Origin of the sequence: Tenacibaculum salmonis, from assembly GCF_041053065.1 — a bacterium.
GTDB classification, from domain to species: domain Bacteria; phylum Bacteroidota; class Bacteroidia; order Flavobacteriales; family Flavobacteriaceae; genus Polaribacter; species Polaribacter pacificus_A.
In genome coordinates this window covers 2,435,341-2,460,378 of sequence record NZ_JBFCVV010000001.1, presented here as the reverse complement: position 1 = coordinate 2,460,378, position 25,038 = coordinate 2,435,341, and the positions used below count along the sequence as shown (strand labels likewise).

Below are 25,038 nucleotides of genomic sequence, written 5' to 3'. Positions count from 1 at the left end.
TTTTTTTATCTATTAATGTATAACCATCCTACTTTTGGTTTTGAACCATCTCCTAAATCGATAACATAATAATAAGTTCCTGGTGGTAATTTCTCATCAACACTAATGGTTGATCTTCCATTTGAAATCCCTGTAAAGGCTACACTTTCATTATTATATCCTGAAGCTTTATAAACGGTATTTCCCCATCTATTAAAAATCTCTACAGTATTCTTAGCATATTCTGGCTTGTCAATACATGAGATGAAAAACACATCATTATCTCCATCATTATCTGGTGTCATAATATTATATGGCGTACCACATGGGTTTGCATCAGCATCTAAATAATCTGGAATACCATTTTCGTTAGTATCCATAGAATCATTTGTTGTAATATCATCATCACCAGGATTTTCATCAATAGTATTTATTCCATCATTATCGTCATCAATATCTTGATAATCAAATATACCATCACCATCAGTATCTGAAGGATTGGTTGGAACTCCTCCGTTATCAGTATCAAATACATCATCTAATCCGTCTAAATCAGTATCAACTCCACTTGGAATTATATCTGGAATACCATTTCCATCAACATCATTTCCTTCTATAATATCTAATACGCTATCATTATCACTATCAGTATCTAAACTATCTGGAATACCATCACTATCAGTGTCTATTGTACCATCTCCTTCATTTGTATCTAAAATACCATCGTTATCATCATCGATATCATCTGTATTTAAAATACCATCTCCATCAGTATCAACTCCAACTAGTATTGTAACTGTTGCTATATTACATTTTATTGGTGTTGAACCATTTTCGCAAATTTGATACTCCAATGTATAATCTCCTGAAGCTATAACTGTACTTATTGCTATAGTTCCATCTGAATTAAAGGTAAAACCTAAAGGGTTTGTTCCATTTGGATTTCCTGATAAAGTAACCTCTCCTACTCCTGTACCTATTATTACTGAATTACCATCTAATAGATCATTAATAAGAACGCTTGGTGTCACACTTCCAGCTGCTAAAGGATTATTACTATAATGATCATTAATAGCATCTATTGGATTTGCAACAATAACAGTAGCAACTGCTATTTGGCAATTTTCTGGATTAGCTCCATTTTCACAAATCTGATATTCAAAAGCATAAGTTCCTGAAGGTATATTAGCTTCAATAGTTATTGTTCCATTTGGATTTAAAATAAACCCTGATGGATTTGTTCCGTTTGGATCTGCTGATAGAGTAATTTCACCAACTCCAGAACCTACAATTATTGGAGTACTGTTTAATGTATCGTTATCTGTTACACTTGAAGTAGTACCTCCTGATGTAATTGGAATTAAAATATCACTACTTGCTAATAACTCTCCAACTACTTCTACCGTTACGGTTGCTGTTGTACAGTTTGCTGGATTCGCACCACTTTCACAAATTGTATACGTTACAGGATAACTTCCTGTTGGCGTATTTGCTACGATAGTTACATTTCCGTCGGCATCTATTAAGATGTTTCCTGTCGTTACTGGCGTTACATCGGTATTTGCTGTCGTTACTTGAACGCCATTTAAAGTATCGCCTGTTAAAACTTCACCTGCAGAAACATCCGTTGCTCCTGATGCTAATGGTACTAAAGCTGTTCCTAAAACATCATCATCCGCTAATAACTCTCCAACTACTTCTACCGTTACGATTGCTGTTGTACAGTTTGCTGGATTCGCGCCACTTTCACAAATCGTATACGTTACAGGATAACTTCCTGTTGGCGTATTTGCTACGATAGTTACATTTCCGTCGGCATCTATTAAGATGTTTCCTGTCGTTACTGGTGTTACATCTGTATTTGCTGTCGTTACTTGAACGCCATTTAAAGTATCACCTGTTAAAACTTCACCAGCAGAAACATCCGTTGTTCCTGATGCTAATGGTACTAAAGCTGTTCCTAAAATATCATCATCCGCTAATAACTCTCCAACTACTTCTACCGTTACGGTTGCTGTTGTACAGTTTGCTGGATTCGCGCCACTTTCACAAATCGTATACGTTACAGGATAACTTCCTGTTGGCGTATTTGCTACGATAGTTACATTTCCATCGGCATCTATTAAGATGTTTCCTGTCGTTATTGGCGTTACATCTGTATTTGCTGTCGTTACTTGAACGCCATTTAAGGTATCGCCTGTTAAAACTTCACCAGCAGAAACATCCGTTGCTCCTGATGCTAATGGTGCTAAAGCTGTTCCTAAAATATCATCATCCGCTAATAACTCTCCAACTACTTCTACCGTTACGGTTGCTGTTGTACAGTTTGCTGGATTCGCGCCACTTTCACAAATCGTATACGTTACAGGATAACTTCCTGTTGGCGTATTTGCTACGATAGTTACATTTCCGTCGGCATCTATTAAGATGTTTCCTGTTGTTACTGGCGTTACATCTGTATTTGCTGTCGTTACTTGAACGCCATTTAAGGTATCGCCTGTTAAAACTTCACCTGCAGAAACATCCGTTGCTCCTGATGCTAATGGTACTAAAGCTGTTCCTAAAATATCATCATCCGCTAATAACTCTCCAACTACTTCTACCGTTACGGTTGCTGTTGTACAGTTTGCTGGATTCGCGCCACTTTCACAAATTGTATACGTTACAGGATAACTTCCTGTTGGCGTATTTGCTACGATAGTTACATTTCCATTGGCATCTATTAAGATGTTTCCTGTCGTTACTGATGTTACATCTGTATTTGCTGTCGTTACTTGAACGCCATTTAAAGTATCGCCTGTTAAAACTTCACCTGCAGAAACATCCGTTGCTCCTGATGCTAATGGTGCTAAAGGTGTTCCTAATGTATCATCATCCGCTAATAACTCTCCAACTACTTCTACAGTTACGGTTGCTGTTGTACAGTTTGCTGGATTCGCGCCACTTTCACAAATCGTATACGTTACAGGATAACTTCCTGTTGGCGTATTTGCTACGATAGTTACATTTCCGTCGGCATCTATTAAGATGTTTCCTGTCGTTACTGGCGTTACATCGGTATTTGCTGTCGTTACTTGAACGCCATTTAAGGTATCGCCTGTTAAAACTTCACCAGCAGAAACATCCGTTGTTCCTGATGCTAATGGTACTAAAGCTGTTCCTAAAATATCATCATCCGCTAATAACTCTCCAACTACTTCTACCGTTACGGTTGCTGTTGTACAGTTTGCTGGATTCGCACCACTTTCACAAATTGTATACGTTACAGGATAACTTCCTGTTGGCGTATTTGCTACGATAGTTACATTTCCGTCGGCATCTATTAAGATGTTTCCTGTCGTTACTGGCGTTACATCGGTATTTGCTGTCGTTACTTGAACGCCATTTAAAGTATCGCCTGTTAAAACTTCACCTGCAGAAACATCCGTTGCTCCTGATGCTAATGGTACTAAAGCTGTTCCTAAAATATCATCATCCGCTAATAACTCTCCAACTACTTCTACAGTTACGGTTGCTGTTGTACAGTTTGCTGGATTCGCGCCACTTTCACAAATTGTATACGTTACAGGATAACTTCCTGTTGGCGTATTTGCTACGATAGTTACATTTCCGTCGGCATCTATTAAGATGTTTCCTGTCGTTACTGGCGTTACATCTGTATTTGCTGTCGTTACTTGAACACCATTTAAAGTATCGCCTGTTAAAACTTCACCTGCAGAAACATCCGTTGTTCCTGATGCTAATGGTACTAAAGCTGTTCCTAAAACATCATCATCCGCTAATAACTCTCCAACTACTTCTACCGTTACGGTTGCTGTTGTACAGTTTGCTGGATTCGCGCCACTTTCACAAATCGTATACATTACAGGATAACTTCCTGTTGGCGTATTTGCTACGATAGTTACATTTCCGTCGGCATCTATTAAGATGTTTCCTGTCGTTACTGGTGTTACATCTGTATTTGCTGTCGTTACTTGAACGCCATTTAAAGTATCGCCTGTTAAAACTTCACCTGCAGAAACATCCGTTGTTCCTGATGCTAATGGTGCTAAAGCTGTTCCTAAAATATCATCATCCGCTAATAACTCTCCAACTACTTCTACCGTTACGGTTGCTGTTGTACAGTTTGCTGGATTCGCGCCACTTTCACAAATTGTATACGTTACAGGATAACTTCCTGTTGGCGTATTTGCTACGATAGTTACATTTCCGTCGGCATCTATTAAGATGTTTCCTGTTGTTACTGGCGTTACATCTGTATTTGCTGTCGTTACTTGAACGCCATTTAAGGTATCGCCTGTTAAAACTTCACCAGCAGAAACATCCGTTGCTCCTGATGCTAATGGTACTAAAGCTGTTCCTAAAATATCATCATCCGCTAATAACTCTCCAACTACTTCTACAGTTACGGTTGCTGTTGTACAGTTTGCTGGATTCGCGCCACTTTCACAAATTGTATACGTTACAGGATAACTTCCTGTTGGCGTATTTGCTACGATAGTTACATTTCCATTGGCATCTATTAAGATGTTTCCTGTCGTTACTGGTGTTACATCTGTATTTGCTGTCGTTACTTGAACGCCATTTAAAGTATCGCCTGTTAAAACTTCACCTGCAGAAACATCCGTTGCTCCTGATGCTAATGGTACTAAAGCTGTTCCTAAAACATCATCATCCGCTAATAACTCTCCAACTACTTCTACAGTTACGGTTGCTGTTGTACAGTTTGCTGGATTCGCGCCACTTTCACAAATCGTATACGTTACAGGATAACTTCCTGTTGGCGTATTTGCTACGATAGTTACATTTCCGTCGGCATCTATTAAGATGTTTCCTGTCGTTACTGGCGTTACATCGGTATTTGCTGTCGTTACTTGAACGCCATTTAAGGTATCGCCTGTTAAAACTTCACCAGCAGAAACATCCGTTGCTCCTGATGCTAATGGTACTAAAGCTGTTCCTAAAACATCATCATCCGCTAATAACTCTCCAACTACTTCTACAGTTACGGTTGCTGTTGTACAGTTTGCTGGATTCGCGCCACTTTCACAAATCGTATACGTTACAGGATAACTTCCTGTTGGCGTATTTGCTACGATAGTTACATTTCCGTCGGCATCTATTAAGATGTTTCCTGTTGTTACTGGCGTTACATCTGTATTTGCTGTCGTTACTTGAACGCCATTTAAGGTATCGCCTGTTAAAACTTCACCAGCAGAAACATCCGTTGCTCCTGATGCTAATGGTACTAAAGCTGTTCCTAAAACATCATCATCCGCTAATAACTCTCCAACTACTTCTACAGTTACGGTTGCTGTTGTACAGTTTGCTGGATTCGCGCCACTTTCACAAATTGTATACGTTACAGGATAACTTCCTGTTGGCGTATTTGCTACGATAGTTACATTTCCGTCGGCATCTATTAAGATGTTTCCTGTCGTTACTGGCGTTACATCGGTATTTGCTGTCGTTACTTGAACGCCATTTAAAGTATCGCCTGTTAAAACTTCACCTGCAGAAACATCCGTTGCTCCTGATGCTAATGGTGCTAAAGCTGTTCCTAAAACATCATCATCCGCTAATAACTCTCCAACTACTTCTACAGTTACGGTTGCTGTTGTACAGTTTGCTGGATTCGCGCCACTTTCACAAATCGTATACGTTACAGGATAACTTCCTGTTGGCGTATTTGCTACGATAGTTACATTTCCGTCGGCATCTATTAAGATGTTTCCTGTTGTTACTGGCGTTACATCTGTATTTGCTCTCGTTACTTGAACGCCATTTAAAGTATCACCTGTTAAAACTTCACCAGCAGAAACATCCGTTGTTCCTGATGCTAATGGTGCTAAAGCTGTTCCTAAAATATCATCATCCGCTAATAACTCTCCAACTACTTCTACAGTTACGGTTGCTGTTGTACAGTTTGCTGGATTCGCGCCACTTTCACAAATCGTATACGTTACAGGATAACTTCCTGTTGGCGTATTTGCTACGATAGTTACATTTCCATCGGCATCTATTAAGATGTTTCCTGTCGTTATTGGCGTTACATCTGTATTTGCTGTCGTTACTTGAACGCCATTTAAGGTATCGCCTGTTAAAACTTCACCTGCAGAAACATCCGTTGCTCCTGATGCTAATGGTACTAAAGCTGTTCCTAAAACATCATCATCCGCTAATAACTCTCCAACTACTTCTACAGTTACGGTTGCTGTTGTACAGTTTGCTGGATTCGCGCCACTTTCACAAATCGTATACGTTACAGGATAACTTCCTGTTGGCGTATTTGCTACGATAGTTACATTTCCGTCGGCATCTATTAAGATGTTTCCTGTCGTTACTGGCGTTACATCGGTATTTGCTGTCGTTACTTGAACGCCATTTAAGGTATCGCCTGTTAAAACTTCACCAGCAGAAACATCCGTTGCTCCTGATGCTAATGGTACTAAAGCTGTTCCTAAAACATCATCATCCGCTAATAACTCTCCAACTACTTCTACAGTTACGGTTGCTGTTGTACAGTTTGCTGGATTCGCGCCACTTTCACAAATCGTATACGTTACAGGATAACTTCCTGTTGGCGTATTTGCTACGATAGTTACATTTCCGTCGGCATCTATTAAGATGTTTCCTGTTGTTACTGGCGTTACATCTGTATTTGCTGTCGTTACTTGAACGCCATTTAAGGTATCGCCTGTTAAAACTTCACCAGCAGAAACATCCGTTGCTCCTGATGCTAATGGTACTAAAGCTGTTCCTAAAACATCATCATCCGCTAATAACTCTCCAACTACTTCTACAGTTACGGTTGCTGTTGTACAGTTTGCTGGATTCGCGCCACTTTCACAAATTGTATACGTTACAGGATAACTTCCTGTTGGCGTATTTGCTACGATAGTTACATTTCCGTCGGCATCTATTAAGATGTTTCCTGTCGTTACTGGCGTTACATCGGTATTTGCTGTCGTTACTTGAACGCCATTTAAAGTATCGCCTGTTAAAACTTCACCTGCAGAAACATCCGTTGCTCCTGATGCTAATGGTGCTAAAGCTGTTCCTAAAACATCATCATCCGCTAATAACTCTCCAACTACTTCTACAGTTACGGTTGCTGTTGTACAGTTTGCTGGATTCGCGCCACTTTCACAAATCGTATACGTTACAGGATAACTTCCTGTTGGCGTATTTGCTACGATAGTTACATTTCCGTCGGCATCTATTAAGATGTTTCCTGTTGTTACTGGCGTTACATCTGTATTTGCTCTCGTTACTTGAACGCCATTTAAAGTATCACCTGTTAAAACTTCACCAGCAGAAACATCCGTTGTTCCTGATGCTAATGGTGCTAAAGCTGTTCCTAAAATATCATCATCCGCTAATAACTCTCCAACTACTTCTACAGTTACGATTGCTGTTGTACAGTTTGCTGGATTCGCGCCACTTTCACAAATCGTATACGTTACAGGATAACTTCCTGTTGGCGTATTTGCTACGATAGTTACATTTCCATCGGCATCTATTAAGATGTTTCCTGTCGTTATTGGCGTTACATCTGTATTTGCTGTCGTTACTTGAACGCCATTTAAGGTATCGCCTGTTAAAACTTCACCAGCAGAAACATCCGTTGCTCCTGATGCTAATGGTACTAAAGCTGTTCCTAAAACATCATCATCCGCTAATAACTCTCCAACTACTTCTACCGTTACGATTGCTGTTGTACAGTTTGCTGGATTCGCGCCACTTTCACAAATCGTATACGTTACAGGATAACTTCCTGTTGGCGTATTTGCTACGATAGTTACATTTCCGTCGGCATCTATTAAGATGTTTCCTGTTGTTACTGGCGTTACATCTGTATTTGCTGTCGTTACTTGAACGCCATTTAAGGTATCGCCTGTTAAAACTTCACCAGCAGAAACATCCGTTGCTCCTGATGCTAATGGTGCTAAAGCTGTTCCTAAAATATCATCATCCGCTAATAACTCTCCAACTACTTCTACCGTTACGGTTGCTGTTGTACAGTTTGCTGGATTCGCGCCACTTTCACAAATTGTATACGTTACAGGATAACTTCCTGTTGGCGTATTTGCTACGATAGTTACATTTCCATTGGCATCTATTAAGATGTTTCCTGTCGTTACTGGTGTTACATCTGTATTTGCTGTCGTTACTTGAACGCCATTTAAAGTATCGCCTGTTAAAACTTCACCTGCAGAAACATCCGTTGCTCCTGATGCTAATGGTACTAAAGCTGTTCCTAAAACATCATCATCCGCTAATAACTCTCCAACTACTTCTACAGTTACGGTTGCTGTTGTACAGTTTGCTGGATTCGCGCCACTTTCACAAATCGTATACGTTACAGGATAACTTCCTGTTGGCGTATTTGCTACGATAGTTACATTTCCGTCGGCATCTATTAAGATGTTTCCTGTCGTTACTGGCGTTACATCGGTATTTGCTGTCGTTACTTGAACGCCATTTAAGGTATCGCCTGTTAAAACTTCACCAGCAGAAACATCCGTTGCTCCTGATGCTAATGGTACTAAAGCTGTTCCTAAAACATCATCATCCGCTAATAACTCTCCAACTACTTCTACAGTTACGGTTGCTGTTGTACAGTTTGCTGGATTCGCGCCACTTTCACAAATCGTATACGTTACAGGATAACTTCCTGTTGGCGTATTTGCTACGATAGTTACATTTCCGTCGGCATCTATTAAGATGTTTCCTGTCGTTACTGGTGTTACATCTGTATTTGCTGTCGTTACTTGAACGCCATTTAAAGTATCGCCTGTTAAAACTTCACCTGCAGAAACATCCGTTGTTCCTGATGCTAATGGTGCTAAAGCTGTTCCTAAAATATCATCATCCGCTAATAACTCTCCAACTACTTCTACCGTTACGGTTGCTGTTGTACAGTTTGCTGGATTCGCGCCACTTTCACAAATTGTATACGTTACAGGATAACTTCCTGTTGGCGTATTTGCTACGATAGTTACATTTCCATTGGCATCTATTAAGATGTTTCCTGTCGTTACTGGTGTTACATCTGTATTTGCTGTCGTTACTTGAACGCCATTTAAAGTATCGCCTGTTAAAACTTCACCTGCAGAAACATCCGTTGCTCCTGATGCTAATGGTACTAAAGCTGTTCCTAAAATATCATCATCCGCTAATAACTCTCCAACTACTTCTACCGTTACGGTTGCTGTTGTACAGTTTGCTGGATTCGCGCCACTTTCACAAATTGTATACGTTACAGGATAACTTCCTGTTGGCGTATTTGCTACGATAGTTACATTTCCATTGGCATCTATTAAGATGTTTCCTGTCGTTATTGGCGTTACATCTGTATTTGCTGTCGTTACTTGAACGCCATTTAAAGTATCTCCTGTTAAAACTTCACCTGCAGAAACATCCGTTGTTCCTGATGCTAATGGTACTAAAGCTGTTCCTAAAATATCATCATTTGCTACTAAAATATTAACAACATCTAATGTTGCACAATTAATCTCTCTAATACAAATATTATTATCATGAGTTATTAAAACACAATATTCTGTTGCATCTAACCCCGTTACACTAGTTATATTTAATGTATTTGTTGTAAAATCTGTATAATTAGTATCTGTTCCATCTATAATTGTTCCTCCTGAATCTGGATTACCAATATACCATTGATAATTAATACCAGCATTAGCATTGCCTAAAGCTCCATAAGTTGGTGCTCCTGTTACATAACTAGTCGCAGTATCTGCTGTTCCCACAACACTAAAACTACCTGATTCTCCAAAAACCTTTGTTTGATTAACAGGTGCCGTAACAATCATCAATCTTGTTGCATTGATTACTGAAACCGTAGTTCCCTGAGGACTTCCTGTTGCTGTTGGTATTCCTGTTATAAGATCTACCGTAGTTCCTAAATTTAATGAACTACCACCAGTACTACCCCCTATTAGTGTAGTTAAGCCTGTTATTATATTATTTGCTGCTTCTGATGCATCAGGACAACCATCATTATCACTATCAGTATCAAAACTATCAATAATTCCATCATCATCAGTATCAACAGCTCCTTCAACAGTATCTAAAATACCATCATTATCATCATCCTGATCTACAGAATCCTGAATTCCATCTAAATCATTATCAGGTAAAACTGTTACAGTAACAGTAGAGTTACTACAGTTAGTTGGAGAAGGCTTACAAGCATTATATACTAATGTATAAATCCCTGCATTTGTGCCTGATGCAACTTCTACAGCACCTGTAGTTGTATTTAATGTTACCCCTGCATTTGTTGAACTTACCTCAAATAAATCAACATCTGCTAAAGGTGGATTTGTAGTTCCTCCTACAGTATCATTCACTAAAACATTAGCTACTGCAATACCTCCTGATTCTGTAAGCGTACCTGCATCATCATTTGTTATAATTATAGGTGTACCACCTACTCCTGAAACAAACACTCCTGAATCATACCAATCATCTCCTACATCAGCAATGGCTATTTTCATATGATAAACAACTCCTACTGTTAAATTTATATTTGTAGAAAACTTTTTTGTTATTCCATTAAATTCAGTATGAATAGGAAAAGGACCTGGATTTGTATTACCTGGTCCTGGATTATTAGGGTCAGCATCATTATCTAAAACATGCCCATTATTTATATATAATGCGCTTTGAGTTAAATCAGTTACGTTTGTTAAACTCCCACCTTGAGAACCTCTAAAACCTGCATTTACATTATTAATAGATACAGGATTAGATGTTCCTGGTACTATTGCTAAGTTTAGCGCAGGAGTTTCTCCTAAATCGTATGCACCATTATTATTAATATCTCCATCTGGTACTGTAGCATCTACTCCAGTAGGATCAGATACAAAAAAGCCAAATACATCATTAAAACTAGAACCTACATAGTCTGGAAATTCTTCTGAAGCAAATTGATACTCAACTAAAACACCTGTATAATTAGGTAATGCTTGAAAATCAAATTCAAAAATTACGACATCATTTCTAGCTCTGGAATCAATATTAACTAAATCCATATCATCTAAGGCACCTGCTGCACCAAGTTTATCACTATGTCCAATAGATCTATTCGTAGCAAAGGCATTTACTATTGTTGATGTAGTTAAAGCAATACCACTATCAAGCTCTAAACCAGCACCTGCTTTTCCATTTGAGAAAACACCTATACGCTCTGTATCTCCCTTAGTTATAACAGGGTTCGTTATTAACACACCGGAGGCCTGTAGTTGAGCTGCTAATTGAACAGCTGTTTGACTGTCTGTAAATGTTGCTTGGGCATAAGTGCTATTAACACCTATTAGCAACAAAACAAAAAACAGTACGTTTTTTAAAAAGTAGTTTTTTTTCATAAGTAATAATTTAAAAAATTGATTAAATCAAAAACACAACTGCTATTTAAAGAGGTTATACTTCTAATTTAAGAAAGGATTTATTATTTTATATAGCTATTATTTAAGACGTTAAATATATTATTTTTTTTAAAAAAAAAATAGACAATACATTTATTATCAAATGCTATATCATTTGATAATAATTATGACACATTTTATATCAAAAAGTCACAAAAAATATTAAATATCAATAATATTATACCTATTTTTATTAATCCTAATTTTTTACATAAAGATGAATATTAATTTCAAAGCGATTAAAAAAGAAGAAATACTTACTATTCTTCCGATAATGCAAAAAGTAAACACAACAACGCCTTCTGATATACTAAAAAAAAGGATATTAGAAATGTCAAACTACAACACTTATGAATGTGTTGGTATTTTTGATGATGATTTGCTAATCGGTATTTCTGGCTTATGGTATAGTACACGTCATTACATAGGAAAAAGTGTAGAACCTGATCATGTTTTTATAGATGAAACTTACCGTGGAAAAAAATTAGGAAAGCAATTTTTTAGCTGGATTTACGAATACACCAAAGAAAAAGGCTGTGAAGCCATGGAATTAAACACGTATACGGCTAATAGAAAGTCTCATAAATTTTATTATAACGAAGGATTTGAAATCTATGGCTTTCATTTTCTGAAAGTTATGAGAAAAGATCAAAATTTTTATTAAATTTATTCAAAAAATGTTTGCAGATTACAGAAACAGTGTTATATTTGCAACCGCTTAACGATATAAGCTTTTTATATCAAAAGCATTACAAGTAATTGTAATTAAATCTTTACCAATGCGAAAGTAGCTCAGTTGGTAGAGCGTCAGCCTTCCAAGCTGAATGTCGCCAGTTCGAACCTGGTCTTTCGCTCATAGTCTTTAAAAGATAGACTTTAAAATCTTTATTTACCAATGCGAAAGTAGCTCAGTTGGTAGAGCGTCAGCCTTCCAAGCTGAATGTCGCCAGTTCGAACCTGGTCTTTCGCTCACAGTCTTTAAAAGATAGACTTTAAAATCTTTATTTACCAATGCGAAAGTAGCTCAGTTGGTAGAGCGTCAGCCTTCCAAGCTGAATGTCGCCAGTTCGAACCTGGTCTTTCGCTCAAAAATCCGAAAACATAATGTTTTCGGATTTTTTTTGTTTTATATATTTCAAAAGAAATATTATTTGTAGCTATTTCCCGCTTTCCGCACTCGCTTTTTTTATTTTTTCAAAAGAAAAATAAAAAAGAGCTCAAACAATTGCTTCAATCGGGGCTAAACTTATTTACTAAATTTAGTCATTAATTTAAAAGCCTGTTCACATTTACAAAATATATCAGCAAAAAAATAAACTAACTAAGAGTTTGTTTAAATTTTAGTCAATAAAATTTTATTACAAAAATTCACAAATAACCTGTCAGTTCGAGTGATTTTTTTCCTTCAAAAAAATTATATCGAGAACTTCTTAGCATCAAAATAAAATTCTCGATACAATTTTAATTCCTTCTAGTCATTAAAATCACTCGAATTGACAAAATTACGGTAAATCAAAATGTAAAACTGAAATAAAATCCCTTTGACGGATTCTATTTTTCAGCTATAAAACGTTTTTAAATGAAATTTAAACAGGCTATCTAAAATAAAAAATTTATCTATAAATAATATTTCACTATTTATTTCCTTTTAATTTATCACCAAATAAAAACAAACCAACAATAATAACTCCGATAACACCTATCAATAACATATTATTATTAATTACACTTGGTCTTAAAATTAAGGTTATTAAATATCCACCAATTGCTCCACCTAAATGTGCTGAATGTCCAACATTACCTACATTATTTTTCATTCCATAAATAGAATATAACAAATACCCGATTCCGAAAATATAACCAGGTAAAGGAATTGGAATTGGAAACATCACTAATGTCATATCTGGATATAACATAATCGCAGAAAAAATAATTCCCGACACAGCTCCCGAAGCTCCTACCGCACTATAATAAAATTCATTTTTATGCTGATATAAAGAATATAAACTTCCAGCAAGTAAACTAACCAAATAGATTCCTATAAAATATCCAGTACCAAAATTAACCTGCACTACTTTTCCAAAAAGATATAAAGCATACATATTAAATCCTAAATGCATCCAATCGGCATGTAAAAAACCTGAGGTTATCATTCTGATTTTTTCACCACTAAGTATTTTTTGTATCTGAAATTTATATCTATCAAAAAATACTGTATCCTTAAATCCTTTGTAAGAAGCGACAACGTTTATCGCTATTAATATTAAAATAATTTGATTCATAATATCTATTTATAAGTACAAACATAATCAAAAGTTAATAAAGTAAATGATTCATAATTTAATACGATATTTGCATTTTTAAAATTTAACACATGAAGTTTTTAAGTTTCGCAATTGTATATCCTTTTATTTGGATATCTTCAAGATTACCAATGCGTATCTTGTATATTTTCTCTGATTTCTTTTTCTTTATCTTATATTATATTGTTGGCTACCGAAAAAAAGTAGTTGAAGCTAATATAAAAATAGCTTTTCCGACTAAAAATGAGAGTGAAATTAACAAAATATCTAAAAAATTCTTTAAGCATTTTGTTGATTTAATTTTTGAGAGTATTAAAGCTTTTTCTATCAGTAAAAAAGAAATAGACAAACGCTACAAATACACAAATGCATCATTAATTAACGACTACGCCAAACAAGGAAAAAGTATTGTTCTATTAGGTGCGCATCAAGCAAATTGGGAATGGGTATTTGCCTTACCTCAACATTTAAATATTAGTTGCTACGGAGCTTATACAAAATTACAGAATCCTTATTTTGAAAAAGTAATAAAAAGCTCGAGACGTAAATACGGTTTTGATGGAGTTCCTAGTCAATTATTCAATAAAAGAATAAACGAAAGACAAGCAAAAGGCATACAAAGTTTATACATACTACTTAGCGACCAATCACCTCAACTACACAGAGCAAGATATTGGACTAATTTTTTAAATGAAAAAGTTCCTGTACACACAGGTGCGGAAGTATTAGCCAAAAAATATGATTTAGTAGTTATCAACATGAATACTACTAAAATTAAAAGAGGTTACTTTGAAACAACATTTGAATTAATAACCGACAATGCTAAAGATTTTGACAAAAATCAAATTACTGATAAATTTTTAGAAATAACCGAAAGAAATATAAAAGCACAACCCGAATGTTATTTATGGTCTCATAAACGTTTTAAGTATAAAGGAAAATATAACGAGTGGTTAGAAAAGACTAAAAAGCATCGAAATTAATTTCGATGCTTTTTTTGATTTAATTTTAAATTTTACGCACAAAAAAATCCTTCTTAAAAAGAAGGATTTAATTCTTGGGTGGAAGACGGGATTCGAACCCGCGACCCTCGGTACCACAAACCGATACTCTAACCAACTGAGCTACAACCACCATTTAATTGCGAGTGCAAATATATAACTCTTTTACTGTTCTACCAAACTTTTTTTGAAGTTTTTTTTAAATTAATTCACTTATTTTATCAACAGCAACATAACGTTCTGATGTAAAGCCTTCTGCAAAATCGACACCAATCAACCTACCTAAATCTTTTGCTCTATAATTTATACTATCCGTAAAATTCTTACTTGTAATTGGTGTTTCAGGCTCATTACTGTTCGGATTAAAAAATTGAGAAGCGTATGCTAATACCGATTTTTCCTTTTTTTCCATAAAACCTGTAACATCTACTACAAAATCTGGCTCAATATTTTTCCATTGTATATAATGATACACCAACTTAGGTCGCCACTTTTCTTGATTAACTCCATCTACAGTTGTTTCAATTTTTAATAATCCACTTAAAAAACAAGCATTCGATACTAAATCACTTCCTTTAGGATGATCAATATGTCTATCATCAATAGCATTACATAATACAATATCTGGTTTATATTTACGAATCATTTTTATAACCTCCAATTGATGTTTTTTATCATTTTTAAAAAACCCATCAGAAAAGCCTAAATTTTCACGCACTGAAACACCTAAAATAGCTGCGGCATTTGCTGCTTCTATATCTCGTAAATCTGCTGAACCTCTTGTACCAAGCTCTCCTCTAGTTAAATCTACAATTCCTACTTTTTTACCAAATGATATTTCTTTCGCAATTGTAGCACCACAACCTAACTCTACATCATCTGGATGTGCTCCAAACGCTAATATATCTAATTTCATGTTTCTTTATTTTGATAAGCTAATTTACAAAACTAGTAATAAACCATTCTTGTTTTATAATTCTCTTTTTTTTTAAATACTCGAATCTCTATAATATAAATTCAATATCTTCGTCGCTATGATTAGAATTGTTATTATAGGAGGCGGAAATGTCGCCTTACATTTAGCCAATGCTTTTTCTAAAACGAAAGAAATTTCTTTGGTACAAATGTATGCTAGAAACATACAACAACTTGAATCGTTAAAAAAACAGGTTGATATAACTGATGATATAACTTTATTAGTGGATGCTGATATTTATATCATTGCCGTATCTGATGATGCTATTTCTGAAGTTTCATCAAAAATAAATAAACAACATAGTTTAATAGTACATACTTCAGGAAGTGTTTCTTTAAATTCGTTAAAAAATAACGGACGAAAAGGTGTTTTTTATCTATTGCAAAGTTTTTCTAAGGATAAAGAAGTTTTTTTTGATAAAATTCCATTTTGCTTAGAAGCCGAAAACAACGAAGATTTTAATCTTTTAAATAAATTAGCTAAATCAATAGGAAAAAAAACATATTCAATTAACTCTCAACAGCGAAAAGCAATACATTTATCGGCAGTTTTTGTTAATAACTTCACCAATCATTTATATAAAATTGGTGATGATATTTGCAAAGAATATCAAGTTCCTTTTGAAATTTTACATCCTTTAATTGAAGAAACTGCTAAGAAAATTCAGAAATTAACACCCGAAAAAGCACAAACTGGTCCAGCAAAAAGAAACGACAAAAAAACAATTCAAAATCATTTAGAATTACTCAACAAAGAACAACAAGATATTTATAAAATTATTACAAAATCAATACAAAAAAATGGAAAAAAGCTATAAAGAAATACTACCTCAAATAAATACTTTTATTTTTGATGTAGACGGTGTATTAACAAACGGAATTGTTACCGTCTTCCCTAATGGTGAATTAGTACGTCAAATGAATATTAAAGATGGATATGCCTTAAAAGCAGCAGTAAAAGCAGGTTTTAGAGTCTGTATTATTTCTGGAGGAAAAAATGAAGGCGTACGTACTCGCTTGGCTAATTTAGGTATTTCTGATATTTACTTAGGCGCTCATGATAAAATTAAGCAATTTAATGAAATCATCAGTAAATATGATTTAAAGCCAGAAAACGTATTATATATGGGTGATGATATTCCTGATTATCCTGTAATGAAATTAGTTGGTATGCCATGTTGTCCAAATGATGCTGTTAGAGAAATTCAACAAGTATCTAAATATATTTCTGATAAAAATGGCGGAGAAGGTTGCGCTCGTGATGTCTTAGAGCAAGTATTAAGAGTACAAGGAAAATGGGTAGAAAATTTTGATGCTCAATACGATTAATTAATAATATTAAATTTCTATAAAAATTACACAAATGAAAAAGATACTTTTTACACTTTTAATTATCAGTAACTTATCAATTAACGCTCAATCTGTTTTTGGAAAATGGGAAAACTGGGATGAAGAAGAAAATAGAGTGAATTCTGTTATTGAAATCTACGAAAAAGATGGACTAGCTTTTGGTAAAATAATTAAAATTACACATAAAGATAGACAAGGTGCTGTCTGTGATAAATGTAAAGGAGAGCGTAAAAATATGCCTATTTTAAATATGACTATTTTATCTGGATTAAAAAAAGAAGGTAATCAATGGATCGGTGGTACTATTGTAGATGTTAAAAATGGTAAAGAATACAAATGTTATATTACGCTTGAAAACGAAAATAAATTAAAAATTCGTGGATATTTTGGTTTTGTTGCCTTTGGTAGAACTGCTTATTGGTGTCGAAAAAAATAAAATACAACTATTTTCTAAAAAAAGAACTCCAAAGAAATTTCTGTTTCTCTGGAGTTTTTTTTGATATTAACTACATATAAAAAATTAATAAGGAATTTCTAATTGTCCATGATTTTCTATATGACTTGGCGGAATTACCGTTATTATTTTTGTTGCTTCATAAGTAACTCTTGGTTTTTGCATACTAGACGAAGTTGTATGAATTATCTTTAAATTAAACTTCAAATAATCATTCGGTTGAATTACAACTTTTCTGTTATGATAATCATCTAACCAAGCCTCATCTGTAATTTTAACGTCAATAGGTGTGCCTTCTCTTTTCAATTTCCAACAAGAACTATCTGATAATAAATCCATTGTTTTTATCTTTAAAACCTCAACTCTTTCTTGTGCTATACTTGCATCTCCTAATTCATTCAAAATTTTAGGAACATCTATAAAACTTTTATTAGTTAGCCTTGCTTTATTTCGTCCACTTTTAAAACAAAAATACTCACCTCTTTTTAACTTACTTGTTTGTACGCTGATTTCTTTAACAGTGTTTAAAATGTAATAATTATTCACCGAAAAAAATAACAAATGACTTGGTGTTTCTTTTTTGATTTTCCTGTTGATTTCATTGGTAAGCTTATCTAAACCTACTTTTGATGATATCTGTTGTAATTCTATCGCTTTTAAGGTTTTGTATTTTATATACACGAGTAAATCCCCTAGCCAAGCGGTTGATTTCACTCCATCTTTCAGATAATCACCCGGTGTATTGACTAATATTTGCTTAATTTTTGTGGTAACAGATTCAAATTGAAGATCAACTAAATCATAATCAACTTTAGCATCTACAGAAATATTGTAAACGATATGTCTATCTAAAACGAGTAATTTATCATAAAAACCAGATAAATGATTAAATACTTCTGATGGATTTTTAGTACCTTTTAATTCAAGATTTAGTTCAAAATCATATGCTATCATCATTTCCATATATTAAATTTTTCATACAATCGCTATCTCTTTAACTCTCAGATTGTAGAACTGCTACACCATTTATAACTAGGTTTTTTCAGACCGATAAAATTACTACTTTTTGAACTATTTTACTAATGTTTTTATTAGTTGATTTTTTTAATTAAACAAGTAACTAAAATTTATAAATATAGTAAAATGCCTAGCCCCGATTGAAGCATTTGTTTGAGCTCTTTTTTGTTTTTTTCTTTTCGAAAAAATAAAAAAAGCGAGTGCGGAAAGCGGGAAATTGCTTCAAAAAAAAACTATCACATTTATTTAAAAATGGATAGTTTTTTAATCGATAGTAAATATCAAAAAATGAAAATTTCTTCTGATGAAAAATTAACGAAATATTTTATTTGATAAAAACTGATATAATTTAGCAGCTAGATAACCTATTGTTAATCCGTTTATAAATCCGCATAATATATCGATAGGAAAATGAACTCCTAAATACAATCTACTATATGCAAAAACCAAAGGAAAGAACACCAAATATTTAATAGCTGATACATGTTTTTTTAAAAGCATGATTAAAAAAACGGTAATCACCGTAGATGTAGTTGCATGACCAGACACAAAACTATAATTCTGCGGATTTATTAATGTTCTTAATGAATCTTGTATTACAGGATTATTATTTGGTCTTAACCTTTCAAAAATACGTCTAATTGCGTTTGTTAACTGATCTGAAAAAGTAATTAAAACAGCAATAAACAATAATGTAAAGACTGCTTTTTTCCAGCCAAGATGTTTAAAAAGTAAAAATATTAAAAATATAAATAAAGGAATCCAATTAAACTGATTTGTAATTCCTAACCAAAGCCAATCCCATTGTTCACTTCCTAAATTATTTAAATAGATAAGAAGTTGTTGGTCTTTTTGTATGATATCTTCCATAAAACTACTTCCCTACTTTTAATACTTCAATTTCGAAAATTAAATCAGATTTTGGAGCAATTGGACCTAAACCGCTTTCTCCATAACCTAAATAATAAGGAATAAAAAATATTGATTTATCACCTTCTTTCATAGTTTTTACACCTTCTTTCCAACCTCCAATTAAAGGCATGTTAGGATCGTTAAGCGTAAAAGTAAAAGGCGCTTTTTTATCTAAACTAGAATCTATTTTTTTTCCATCAGTTAAATACAATGTATAATGAACTGTTGTAGGTATTGCAGGATTTACCTTTTTACCTGTTCCTTCTTTTAATTTTAATATTTTTAATCCAGAATTAGTTTTAACGGCCTTATTAATTCCTTTTTCTTCTTGAAATTTACGTTTTAATTCAGCTAATACCTCTTTACGTTCGGCTTCTTTCTTTGCTACGTTGGTTAATTCGTATTCAAAAACAGTTGCTGCTTTAAACTTTTTAGCTTCTTTACCGATTCTAATGATATCTACCACATTAATATAATCGTTTTGTTGAATCGTATCAACTACATTTTGCCCTTCTAATACTTTCCCAAAAACTGAATGCTTACCATCTAACCAAGGAGTCGCTTTATGAGTAATAAAAAACTGACTAGAATTAGTAGCTTTTCCTGAATTTGCCATAGACAATATTCCTGGAGCATCATGTGTATAAATTAATTTACCATTTTTATCCATCGGAAATTCATCCGCAAATTTATAACCAGCATTACCTCTACCTGTTCCTGTAATATCACCTCCTTGCACCATAAAGTCTTTAATTACTCTATGAAACTTAGTTTTATTGTAATAAGGTTTTCCTTTTAAAGAGTCCGTAACTTTAGGATTATCTCCTTCAGCTAACGACACAAAGTTAGCTACCGTCATTGGAACTTCTTTTTCATGTAGTTTAATTAAAATATCACCACGATTAGTTTGTATCTCTGCATACAATCCATTTTCTAAGTCAGGATATTTAACTGATTTACATGATGAAATAATTAACGTCAGTACTATCAAATATTTTAAAAACTTCATTTGGTTTAATATTTAAAGTGAAAGACATCAACTTTATGTTGATGTCTTTTATTTTTTATCTATGTCCGTGTCCATCTCCTTTTGAGTGTCCCGCTCCTAGACCTTGTTGTGTTACCTCTAGTAGCTCTACTTCGAAAATTAATGCTGCAAAAGGCTTAATTGCTCCTCCTGATCTTGGTGTAGCTCCATACGCTAATTCTTGAGGAATAAAGAATTTATATTTTGAGCCTGTTTTCATTAATTGTAATCCTTCAGTCCAACCTTTAATAACTTGACCTACTCCAAACTGACTAGGTGTACCTCTCTCTACTGAACTATCAAAAACAGTTCCATCAGTTAAAGTACCATGATAATGAACTTTTACTTTTGAACTTGCTGTTGGTACAGCTCCTTTACCTTCTTTTAAAACAAGATATTGTAAACCTGTTGCAGTTGTTTTTACACCTGGTTTTAATTTGTTTTCAGCTAAAAACTTCTCACCTTCTTTTTTATAATCTCCAAACTCAGCAGATGCTTTTTTAGCTTGAGCTGCTTGTTGTTCTTTCATTTTTTCTTGTTGCTTCTTCTTAAAAAATGATCTTAAAATCCCATTAATATCCTTAGAGTCAAGCAAAAGATTTGTAGAATCCATTCCATTTTTAAATCCTTGAACAAATAAACCTTGATCTAAATCTTCAAAATTCATTTTAATTTTATTAGCCATATCTAAACCTATACCGTAGCTTACCGAATCTACCTCTGTAGCTAATGAACTTTTGGTTTTAAACTGACTATTACCACATGATACAACTGATAATGTTACAACTGTTGCTGCTAAAGCTTTAATTAATTTCATTTTTATTTATTTGTTATTTAATTTCAATTAATGTTACTGTACTTTGTATAGGTTGATTTACCATAATCTTTTCTCCATCACCTATAACGCCAAAAGCCCTATATGATGGAATGACAAATGTAATAATTTCACCCTTTTTCATCAACTTTATTCCATCTTGTAATGCGGGAATAAAATCTTCTTGATCTATTTTATAAGTTCTTTCTTGCTTCGGATAAATAACATTTCCATGTATATCTGAAATATTATACGATATTAATACACTGCTTTTAGCTTTTGGCTGTGCTGAATTTACCGAATCTTTTACAACATATCTGTACCAAAAACCATTTTTAGAAGCTTCATATGTATGAACAGTATCTTTAGAAATCCAATTTTCTAAACGCTTTTTTTCTAAAGCATTTAACTTTTTATTTTTCTTGACTACTTCTTTATAAAAGTTAACAGTACCTTGTTTTTTTGGTCTTCTAGCTTCGGTATCTTTACAAGAAACTACCGTTAAAATAATCAATAAGAAAAAAATAAGATTACATTTCATAAGACGCTGCTAATTCTTTTTCGTAAGTAGGTAATAACGCTGTAAAAGTTGCAATAGTATCTTCCATAGAAACATCACTTTTTCCACCAGCGGCATTATCATGTCCACCACCATTAAAATGATTTCTTGCAAACTGATTCACAGAAAACAATCCTTTACTACGAAGCGACATTTTAATAATTCCTTGCTCTTTATCTTCAATAAAAATAGCTGCAAATACGATTCCTTTTAAAGAAAGTGCATAATTTACAACACCTTCTGTATCTCCTTTTTCGTAGTTGAATTTTTTCTTTTCTTCTTCGGATAAGGTAATAAAAGCGGTTTTATATTCAGGATACAATTTCATATTACTTAATGCTTGTCCTAATAAAAGTAAACGACTGTACGAATTAGCATCAAGAACATTACTATGAATTTTATCATTTTCGGCACCTTTGTCTATTAAATCGGCAATAATACGATGTGTCGTACTTGTGGTCGATCTAAAACGGAAAGAGCCTGTATCTGTCATAATGCCTGTATATAAACAGGTCGCAATATTTTCATCAATCAAGGCAACATCGCCCATCATTTCGATAAAATTATAAACCATTTGACAAGTTGACGACATTGAAGTATCAGAATACATATATTCAAAATCATCAGGTTGCTGATGATGATCTATCAATGCAAAATCATTTTTATACTTTTCTAAGGTATTTTGCATATCTTTTCCTACTCTATGCAAGGCATTAAAATCTAATAGAAAAACCAAATCTGAGTTATCTAAAGCACGGTGACTTTGTTTGTTTTGGCGATCAAAACGGAGTACGTTTTCAGAGCCTGGTATCCAATGTAAAAAATCAGGATATTCATTTGGCATCACTACCTGAGCCGTGTGTCCTTTTTTATCAAGATAATGTTTCAATCCTAAGGTTGAGCCAACTGCATCTCCATCAGGATTTCTATGACCTATTATCACAATGTTTTTAGGTTGTAATAAAGATTCTTTTAGTTCTGTAAAGTGTTTTAAAATCATATCCTGCGAAGATACAAATTAATTAAAAAAATTATGTATTTTCGCGCCGATTTTGTGTGACACTCACACGTATAACTATTAAATAAATTTTAGAATGGCTACAAATAGAACTTTTACGATGATTAAACCAGATGGTGTTGAAAACGGACACACTGGAGCAATTTTAGACAAAATTAATGCTGCAGGTTTTAGAATCGTAGCTTTGAAAAAAACGCAAATGACTAAAGCTGATGCAGAAGCTTTTTATGCTGTGCACAACGAACGTCCTTTTTTCGGAGAATTAGTTGAATTTATGACTCGTGGTCCTATTGTGGCTGCTATCTTAGAAAAAGACAACGCTGTTGAAGATTTTAGAACTTTAATCGGTGCTACTAATCCTGCTGAAGCTGCTGAAGGAACAATCCGTAAAATGTTTGCTACTTCTATTGGTGAAAATGCTGTTCACGGTTCAGATTCTGATGAAAACGCTGCTATCGAAGGTGCTTTTCATTTTTCTGGAAGAGAAATGTTTTAAGACCAACATTCTTTTTAAATATATAAAAACTCGCTACAATATTTTTGTAACGAGTTTTTTTACACTTATTTTCTGAAGCTATTTCCCGCTTTCCGCACTCGCTTTTTTTATTTTTTTAAAAGAAAAAAACAAAAAAGAGCTCAAACAATTGCTTCAATCGGGGCTAGGCATTTTTACTATTTTCAAATATTACACAAATAAGATTATTTTTTGCTTAAAAAAATTAAACAACATCTTTTACTAAGTCGTATTTTATTTCCGAATAATTAGCAATTACTTTTTGAGCTAACGAATAATCTTGTGCTTTAGAGTGTTCACTTTTATAAGCAACACAATAAATTCCACCGTCGTAAGCGGCTTTTATTCCGTTTGTAGAATCTTCAATTACTAAACATTCTTTTTTATCGAAACCAGCAATATCGGCTGCTTTTAAAAATATTTCAGGATGCGGTTTTGATGCTTTTAAATCGGCACCACTAATCTTACCTTTAAAATATTTATTTAAATCGAACTTATTAAAAACGTTATCAATAGTAACCATCGATGCCGATGAAGCTAAAACTAAGGTAACACCATTATTATAATAATCTTTAATTAAATCTAAAACTCCCGATAATAACTGTAAATCATTTTTATCAGAAAAAAATAATTCTTTAAAAAAAGCACGTTTATAATTTACTAATTCGGTCGCATCAATAGTTAAATTAAATTTAGCTACTAAATCTTTACAAATTTCTAAAGTTGATTGTCCTGTATAAGAATTATAAAGCTCTTGAGAAACCTCAATTTCTACTTTATCAAACATTAAAAAATATGCCTGTTTGTGTAATGGTTCAGTGTCTACAATTACACCATCCATATCGAATAAAACTGCTTTTAAAGCCATAGTATTTAGTTTGTGTTGTTTTGCAAAAATAATCATTTGACTTTAGAGAAAACACTATTTATGTTTACATTTTTTTAGGTATCTCCCCTACTTTTTCATCAAAAAAAGCATTTACTTTTACTTTATATTTATTGTTAATACTACATTTTCAGTAACCTTAAATTTTGCATCTTTATATTTTGGAGGTCCCATAAAACCTTTGGCATCATTAGAAATGCCTATTGGTTCTTTAGGAATACCTATAAAATTAGTATCCATTTTCTTGTTATCATTTACATCATGAAAAGCCGAAACTGCATACGTTCCTACTGTAATATCTTTTAATACTACCCTTGCTTTTTTATCAATAATTTTTATAATACTTCCTTTTAAAGGTTCTTTTAAAAAACGATCCTCTTTATTATAAATAGCAATGTATAAACTACCTTTATCAGATTTCATTCCTTTAAAATGCAATGTAACCGTATGTTTTTCTTGACTTATAGAATTTAAAATTCCGATTATAATAAATATTCCTGCTAAAATAATTTTCTCCATAATTTTATTTTTTATTAATAATTCAAATATTTAGACTTTATTTATTTTTAACATTAAAACGCTATTTAAAATATTTTCTATCAAAAAAGTTTTTCATACTGCTTTAATATAAATAAAAAATGATTAATTCTATTCGTATTTTATATCCGTAAATCACTATCATTTTAAAACTTAACGTAAAAATACCTACTTAACTTTATAAAATTAATAGTTAACTATTTTTTATCATAAACTTTAACACTAATAAGCGGATATCC

At 33.5% G+C, this 25,038-nt stretch carries 17 protein-coding genes and 4 tRNA genes; 9 read left to right on the top strand and 12 right to left on the bottom strand.

Going from position 1 to position 25,038, the window contains the following annotated elements:
• Nucleotides 1-5: 5 nt before the first annotated feature.
• Nucleotides 6-11,372 carry a choice-of-anchor L domain-containing protein gene (locus AB0T67_RS10860; protein WP_369220318.1) on the bottom strand — a complete coding sequence of 3,789 codons (11,367 nt, stop codon included), beginning with the start codon at nucleotides 11,370-11,372 and terminating at the stop codon, nucleotides 6-8.
• A 277-nt stretch (nucleotides 11,373-11,649) separates the two neighbouring features.
• Between AB0T67_RS10860 and AB0T67_RS10855 the strand changes: the two genes are divergently transcribed.
• From AB0T67_RS10855 to AB0T67_RS10840, 4 genes are all read left to right on the top strand, one after another.
• The gene (locus tag AB0T67_RS10855) at nucleotides 11,650-12,096 is read left to right on the top strand and encodes a GNAT family N-acetyltransferase (RefSeq protein WP_369220317.1); all 447 of its coding nucleotides are present in this window, start codon (nucleotides 11,650-11,652) and stop codon (nucleotides 12,094-12,096) included.
• Nucleotides 12,097-12,213: 117 nt separating this feature from the next.
• Nucleotides 12,214-12,286 (top strand) — tRNA-Gly (locus AB0T67_RS10850).
• A gap of 43 nt (nucleotides 12,287-12,329) precedes the next feature.
• Nucleotides 12,330-12,402 (top strand) — tRNA-Gly (locus AB0T67_RS10845).
• 43 nt (nucleotides 12,403-12,445) lie between these two features.
• A tRNA-Gly gene (locus AB0T67_RS10840) sits at nucleotides 12,446-12,518 on the top strand.
• Between the two features lie 548 nt (nucleotides 12,519-13,066).
• Here AB0T67_RS10840 and AB0T67_RS10835 read toward each other — a convergent pair.
• Nucleotides 13,067-13,714, bottom strand: a complete 648-nt coding sequence (locus tag AB0T67_RS10835; protein WP_369220316.1) for a rhomboid family intramembrane serine protease — start codon at nucleotides 13,712-13,714, stop codon at nucleotides 13,067-13,069.
• A gap of 92 nt (nucleotides 13,715-13,806) precedes the next feature.
• Here AB0T67_RS10835 and AB0T67_RS10830 point away from each other — a divergent pair, with 92 nt between their 5' ends.
• The gene (locus AB0T67_RS10830; RefSeq protein ID WP_369220315.1) at nucleotides 13,807-14,718 is read left to right on the top strand and encodes a lysophospholipid acyltransferase family protein; all 912 of its coding nucleotides are present in this window, start codon (nucleotides 13,807-13,809) and stop codon (nucleotides 14,716-14,718) included.
• A gap of 76 nt (nucleotides 14,719-14,794) precedes the next feature.
• On the opposite strand, the gene AB0T67_RS10825 is transcribed toward AB0T67_RS10830, so the two are convergent.
• Nucleotides 14,795-14,870: transfer RNA gene (locus tag AB0T67_RS10825), tRNA-His, on the bottom strand.
• 65 nt (nucleotides 14,871-14,935) lie between these two features.
• Nucleotides 14,936-15,652 carry a bacillithiol biosynthesis deacetylase BshB1 gene (gene bshB1 / locus AB0T67_RS10820; protein WP_369220314.1) on the bottom strand — a complete coding sequence of 239 codons (717 nt, stop codon included), beginning with the start codon at nucleotides 15,650-15,652 and terminating at the stop codon, nucleotides 14,936-14,938.
• Nucleotides 15,653-15,770: 118 nt separating this feature from the next.
• Here bshB1 and AB0T67_RS10815 point away from each other — a divergent pair, with 118 nt between their 5' ends.
• The 3 genes from AB0T67_RS10815 to AB0T67_RS10805 are packed head-to-tail and all read left to right on the top strand — an operon-like array spanning nucleotide 15,771 to nucleotide 17,497.
• A complete protein-coding gene (locus AB0T67_RS10815; protein ID WP_369220313.1) occupies nucleotides 15,771-16,529 on the top strand; it encodes a Rossmann-like and DUF2520 domain-containing protein in 759 nt (252 codons plus the stop codon).
• Nucleotides 16,513-17,040, top strand: a complete 528-nt coding sequence (locus AB0T67_RS10810; RefSeq protein ID WP_271230537.1) for a KdsC family phosphatase — start codon at nucleotides 16,513-16,515, stop codon at nucleotides 17,038-17,040. Before AB0T67_RS10815 ends, AB0T67_RS10810 begins: the two co-directional genes overlap by 17 nt.
• A 34-nt stretch (nucleotides 17,041-17,074) precedes the next feature.
• Complete coding sequence (locus AB0T67_RS10805) at nucleotides 17,075-17,497, top strand: DUF2147 domain-containing protein (protein ID WP_271230538.1); 423 nt, start codon at nucleotides 17,075-17,077, stop codon at nucleotides 17,495-17,497.
• 84 nt (nucleotides 17,498-17,581) lie between these two features.
• Here the strand turns inward: AB0T67_RS10805 and AB0T67_RS10800 are convergent, their stop codons facing one another.
• From AB0T67_RS10800 to AB0T67_RS10775, 6 genes are all read right to left on the bottom strand, one after another.
• On the bottom strand, nucleotides 17,582-18,478 hold the full coding sequence (locus AB0T67_RS10800; protein ID WP_369220312.1) for a hypothetical protein: 897 nt from the start codon (nucleotides 18,476-18,478) through the stop codon (nucleotides 17,582-17,584).
• Nucleotides 18,479-18,844: 366 nt separating this feature from the next.
• Complete coding sequence (locus AB0T67_RS10795) at nucleotides 18,845-19,402, bottom strand: phosphatase PAP2 family protein (protein WP_369220311.1); 558 nt, start codon at nucleotides 19,400-19,402, stop codon at nucleotides 18,845-18,847.
• Nucleotides 19,403-19,406: 4 nt separating this feature from the next.
• Nucleotides 19,407-20,453: a peptidylprolyl isomerase gene (locus AB0T67_RS10790; protein WP_369220310.1), complete on the bottom strand. Its 1,047-nt coding sequence runs from the start codon at nucleotides 20,451-20,453 to the stop codon at nucleotides 19,407-19,409.
• 55 nt (nucleotides 20,454-20,508) lie between these two features.
• On the bottom strand, nucleotides 20,509-21,288 hold the full coding sequence (locus AB0T67_RS10785) for an FKBP-type peptidyl-prolyl cis-trans isomerase (RefSeq protein WP_369220309.1): 780 nt from the start codon (nucleotides 21,286-21,288) through the stop codon (nucleotides 20,509-20,511).
• Nucleotides 21,289-21,301: 13 nt separating this feature from the next.
• A complete protein-coding gene (gene gldI, locus AB0T67_RS10780) occupies nucleotides 21,302-21,826 on the bottom strand; it encodes a gliding motility-associated peptidyl-prolyl isomerase GldI (RefSeq protein WP_369220308.1) in 525 nt (174 codons plus the stop codon).
• On the bottom strand, nucleotides 21,816-22,844 hold the full coding sequence (locus tag AB0T67_RS10775) for a DHH family phosphoesterase (protein ID WP_369220307.1): 1,029 nt from the start codon (nucleotides 22,842-22,844) through the stop codon (nucleotides 21,816-21,818). The genes gldI and AB0T67_RS10775 overlap by 11 nt, the downstream gene beginning before the upstream one ends.
• A 94-nt stretch (nucleotides 22,845-22,938) precedes the next feature.
• Here AB0T67_RS10775 and AB0T67_RS10770 point away from each other — a divergent pair, with 94 nt between their 5' ends.
• Nucleotides 22,939-23,358, top strand: a complete 420-nt coding sequence (locus tag AB0T67_RS10770) for a nucleoside-diphosphate kinase (RefSeq protein WP_369220306.1) — start codon at nucleotides 22,939-22,941, stop codon at nucleotides 23,356-23,358.
• Between the two features lie 223 nt (nucleotides 23,359-23,581).
• Here AB0T67_RS10770 and AB0T67_RS10765 read toward each other — a convergent pair whose 3' ends face one another.
• The gene (locus tag AB0T67_RS10765) at nucleotides 23,582-24,244 is read right to left on the bottom strand and encodes an HAD family hydrolase (protein WP_369220305.1); all 663 of its coding nucleotides are present in this window, start codon (nucleotides 24,242-24,244) and stop codon (nucleotides 23,582-23,584) included.
• Nucleotides 24,245-24,361: 117 nt separating this feature from the next.
• Nucleotides 24,362-24,781, bottom strand: coding sequence for a DUF2141 domain-containing protein (locus AB0T67_RS10760; protein ID WP_369220304.1), 420 nt, complete (start codon nucleotides 24,779-24,781; stop codon nucleotides 24,362-24,364).
• Nucleotides 24,782-25,038: the final 257 nt, after the last annotated feature.

What these genes read in the sequence shown, in the direction of transcription:
- AB0T67_RS10835 (WP_369220316.1), bottom strand. Translation starts at nt 13,714, where the DNA reads ATGAATCAAATTATTTTAATATTAATAGCGATAAACGTTGTCGCTTCT.
- bshB1 (WP_369220314.1), bottom strand. Translation starts at nt 15,652, where the DNA reads ATGAAATTAGATATATTAGCGTTTGGAGCACATCCAGATGATGTAGAG.
- AB0T67_RS10805 (WP_271230538.1), top strand. Translation starts at nt 17,075, where the DNA reads ATGAAAAAGATACTTTTTACACTTTTAATTATCAGTAACTTATCAATT.
- AB0T67_RS10795 (WP_369220311.1), bottom strand. Translation starts at nt 19,402, where the DNA reads ATGGAAGATATCATACAAAAAGACCAACAACTTCTTATCTATTTAAAT.
- AB0T67_RS10785 (WP_369220309.1), bottom strand. Translation starts at nt 21,288, where the DNA reads ATGAAATTAATTAAAGCTTTAGCAGCAACAGTTGTAACATTATCAGTT.
- AB0T67_RS10765 (WP_369220305.1), bottom strand. Translation starts at nt 24,244, where the DNA reads ATGGCTTTAAAAGCAGTTTTATTCGATATGGATGGTGTAATTGTAGAC.
- AB0T67_RS10775 (WP_369220307.1), bottom strand. Translation starts at nt 22,844, where the DNA reads ATGATTTTAAAACACTTTACAGAACTAAAAGAATCTTTATTACAACCT.
- AB0T67_RS10855 (WP_369220317.1), top strand. Translation starts at nt 11,650, where the DNA reads ATGAATATTAATTTCAAAGCGATTAAAAAAGAAGAAATACTTACTATT.
- AB0T67_RS10800 (WP_369220312.1), bottom strand. Translation starts at nt 18,478, where the DNA reads ATGGAAATGATGATAGCATATGATTTTGAACTAAATCTTGAATTAAAA.
- AB0T67_RS10830 (WP_369220315.1), top strand. Translation starts at nt 13,807, where the DNA reads ATGAAGTTTTTAAGTTTCGCAATTGTATATCCTTTTATTTGGATATCT.
- AB0T67_RS10770 (WP_369220306.1), top strand. Translation starts at nt 22,939, where the DNA reads ATGGCTACAAATAGAACTTTTACGATGATTAAACCAGATGGTGTTGAA.
- gldI (WP_369220308.1), bottom strand. Translation starts at nt 21,826, where the DNA reads ATGAAATGTAATCTTATTTTTTTCTTATTGATTATTTTAACGGTAGTT.
- AB0T67_RS10790 (WP_369220310.1), bottom strand. Translation starts at nt 20,453, where the DNA reads ATGAAGTTTTTAAAATATTTGATAGTACTGACGTTAATTATTTCATCA.
- AB0T67_RS10810 (WP_271230537.1), top strand. Translation starts at nt 16,513, where the DNA reads ATGGAAAAAAGCTATAAAGAAATACTACCTCAAATAAATACTTTTATT.
- AB0T67_RS10860 (WP_369220318.1), bottom strand. Translation starts at nt 11,372, where the DNA reads ATGAAAAAAAACTACTTTTTAAAAAACGTACTGTTTTTTGTTTTGTTG.
- AB0T67_RS10760 (WP_369220304.1), bottom strand. Translation starts at nt 24,781, where the DNA reads ATGGAGAAAATTATTTTAGCAGGAATATTTATTATAATCGGAATTTTA.
- AB0T67_RS10815 (WP_369220313.1), top strand. Translation starts at nt 15,771, where the DNA reads ATGATTAGAATTGTTATTATAGGAGGCGGAAATGTCGCCTTACATTTA.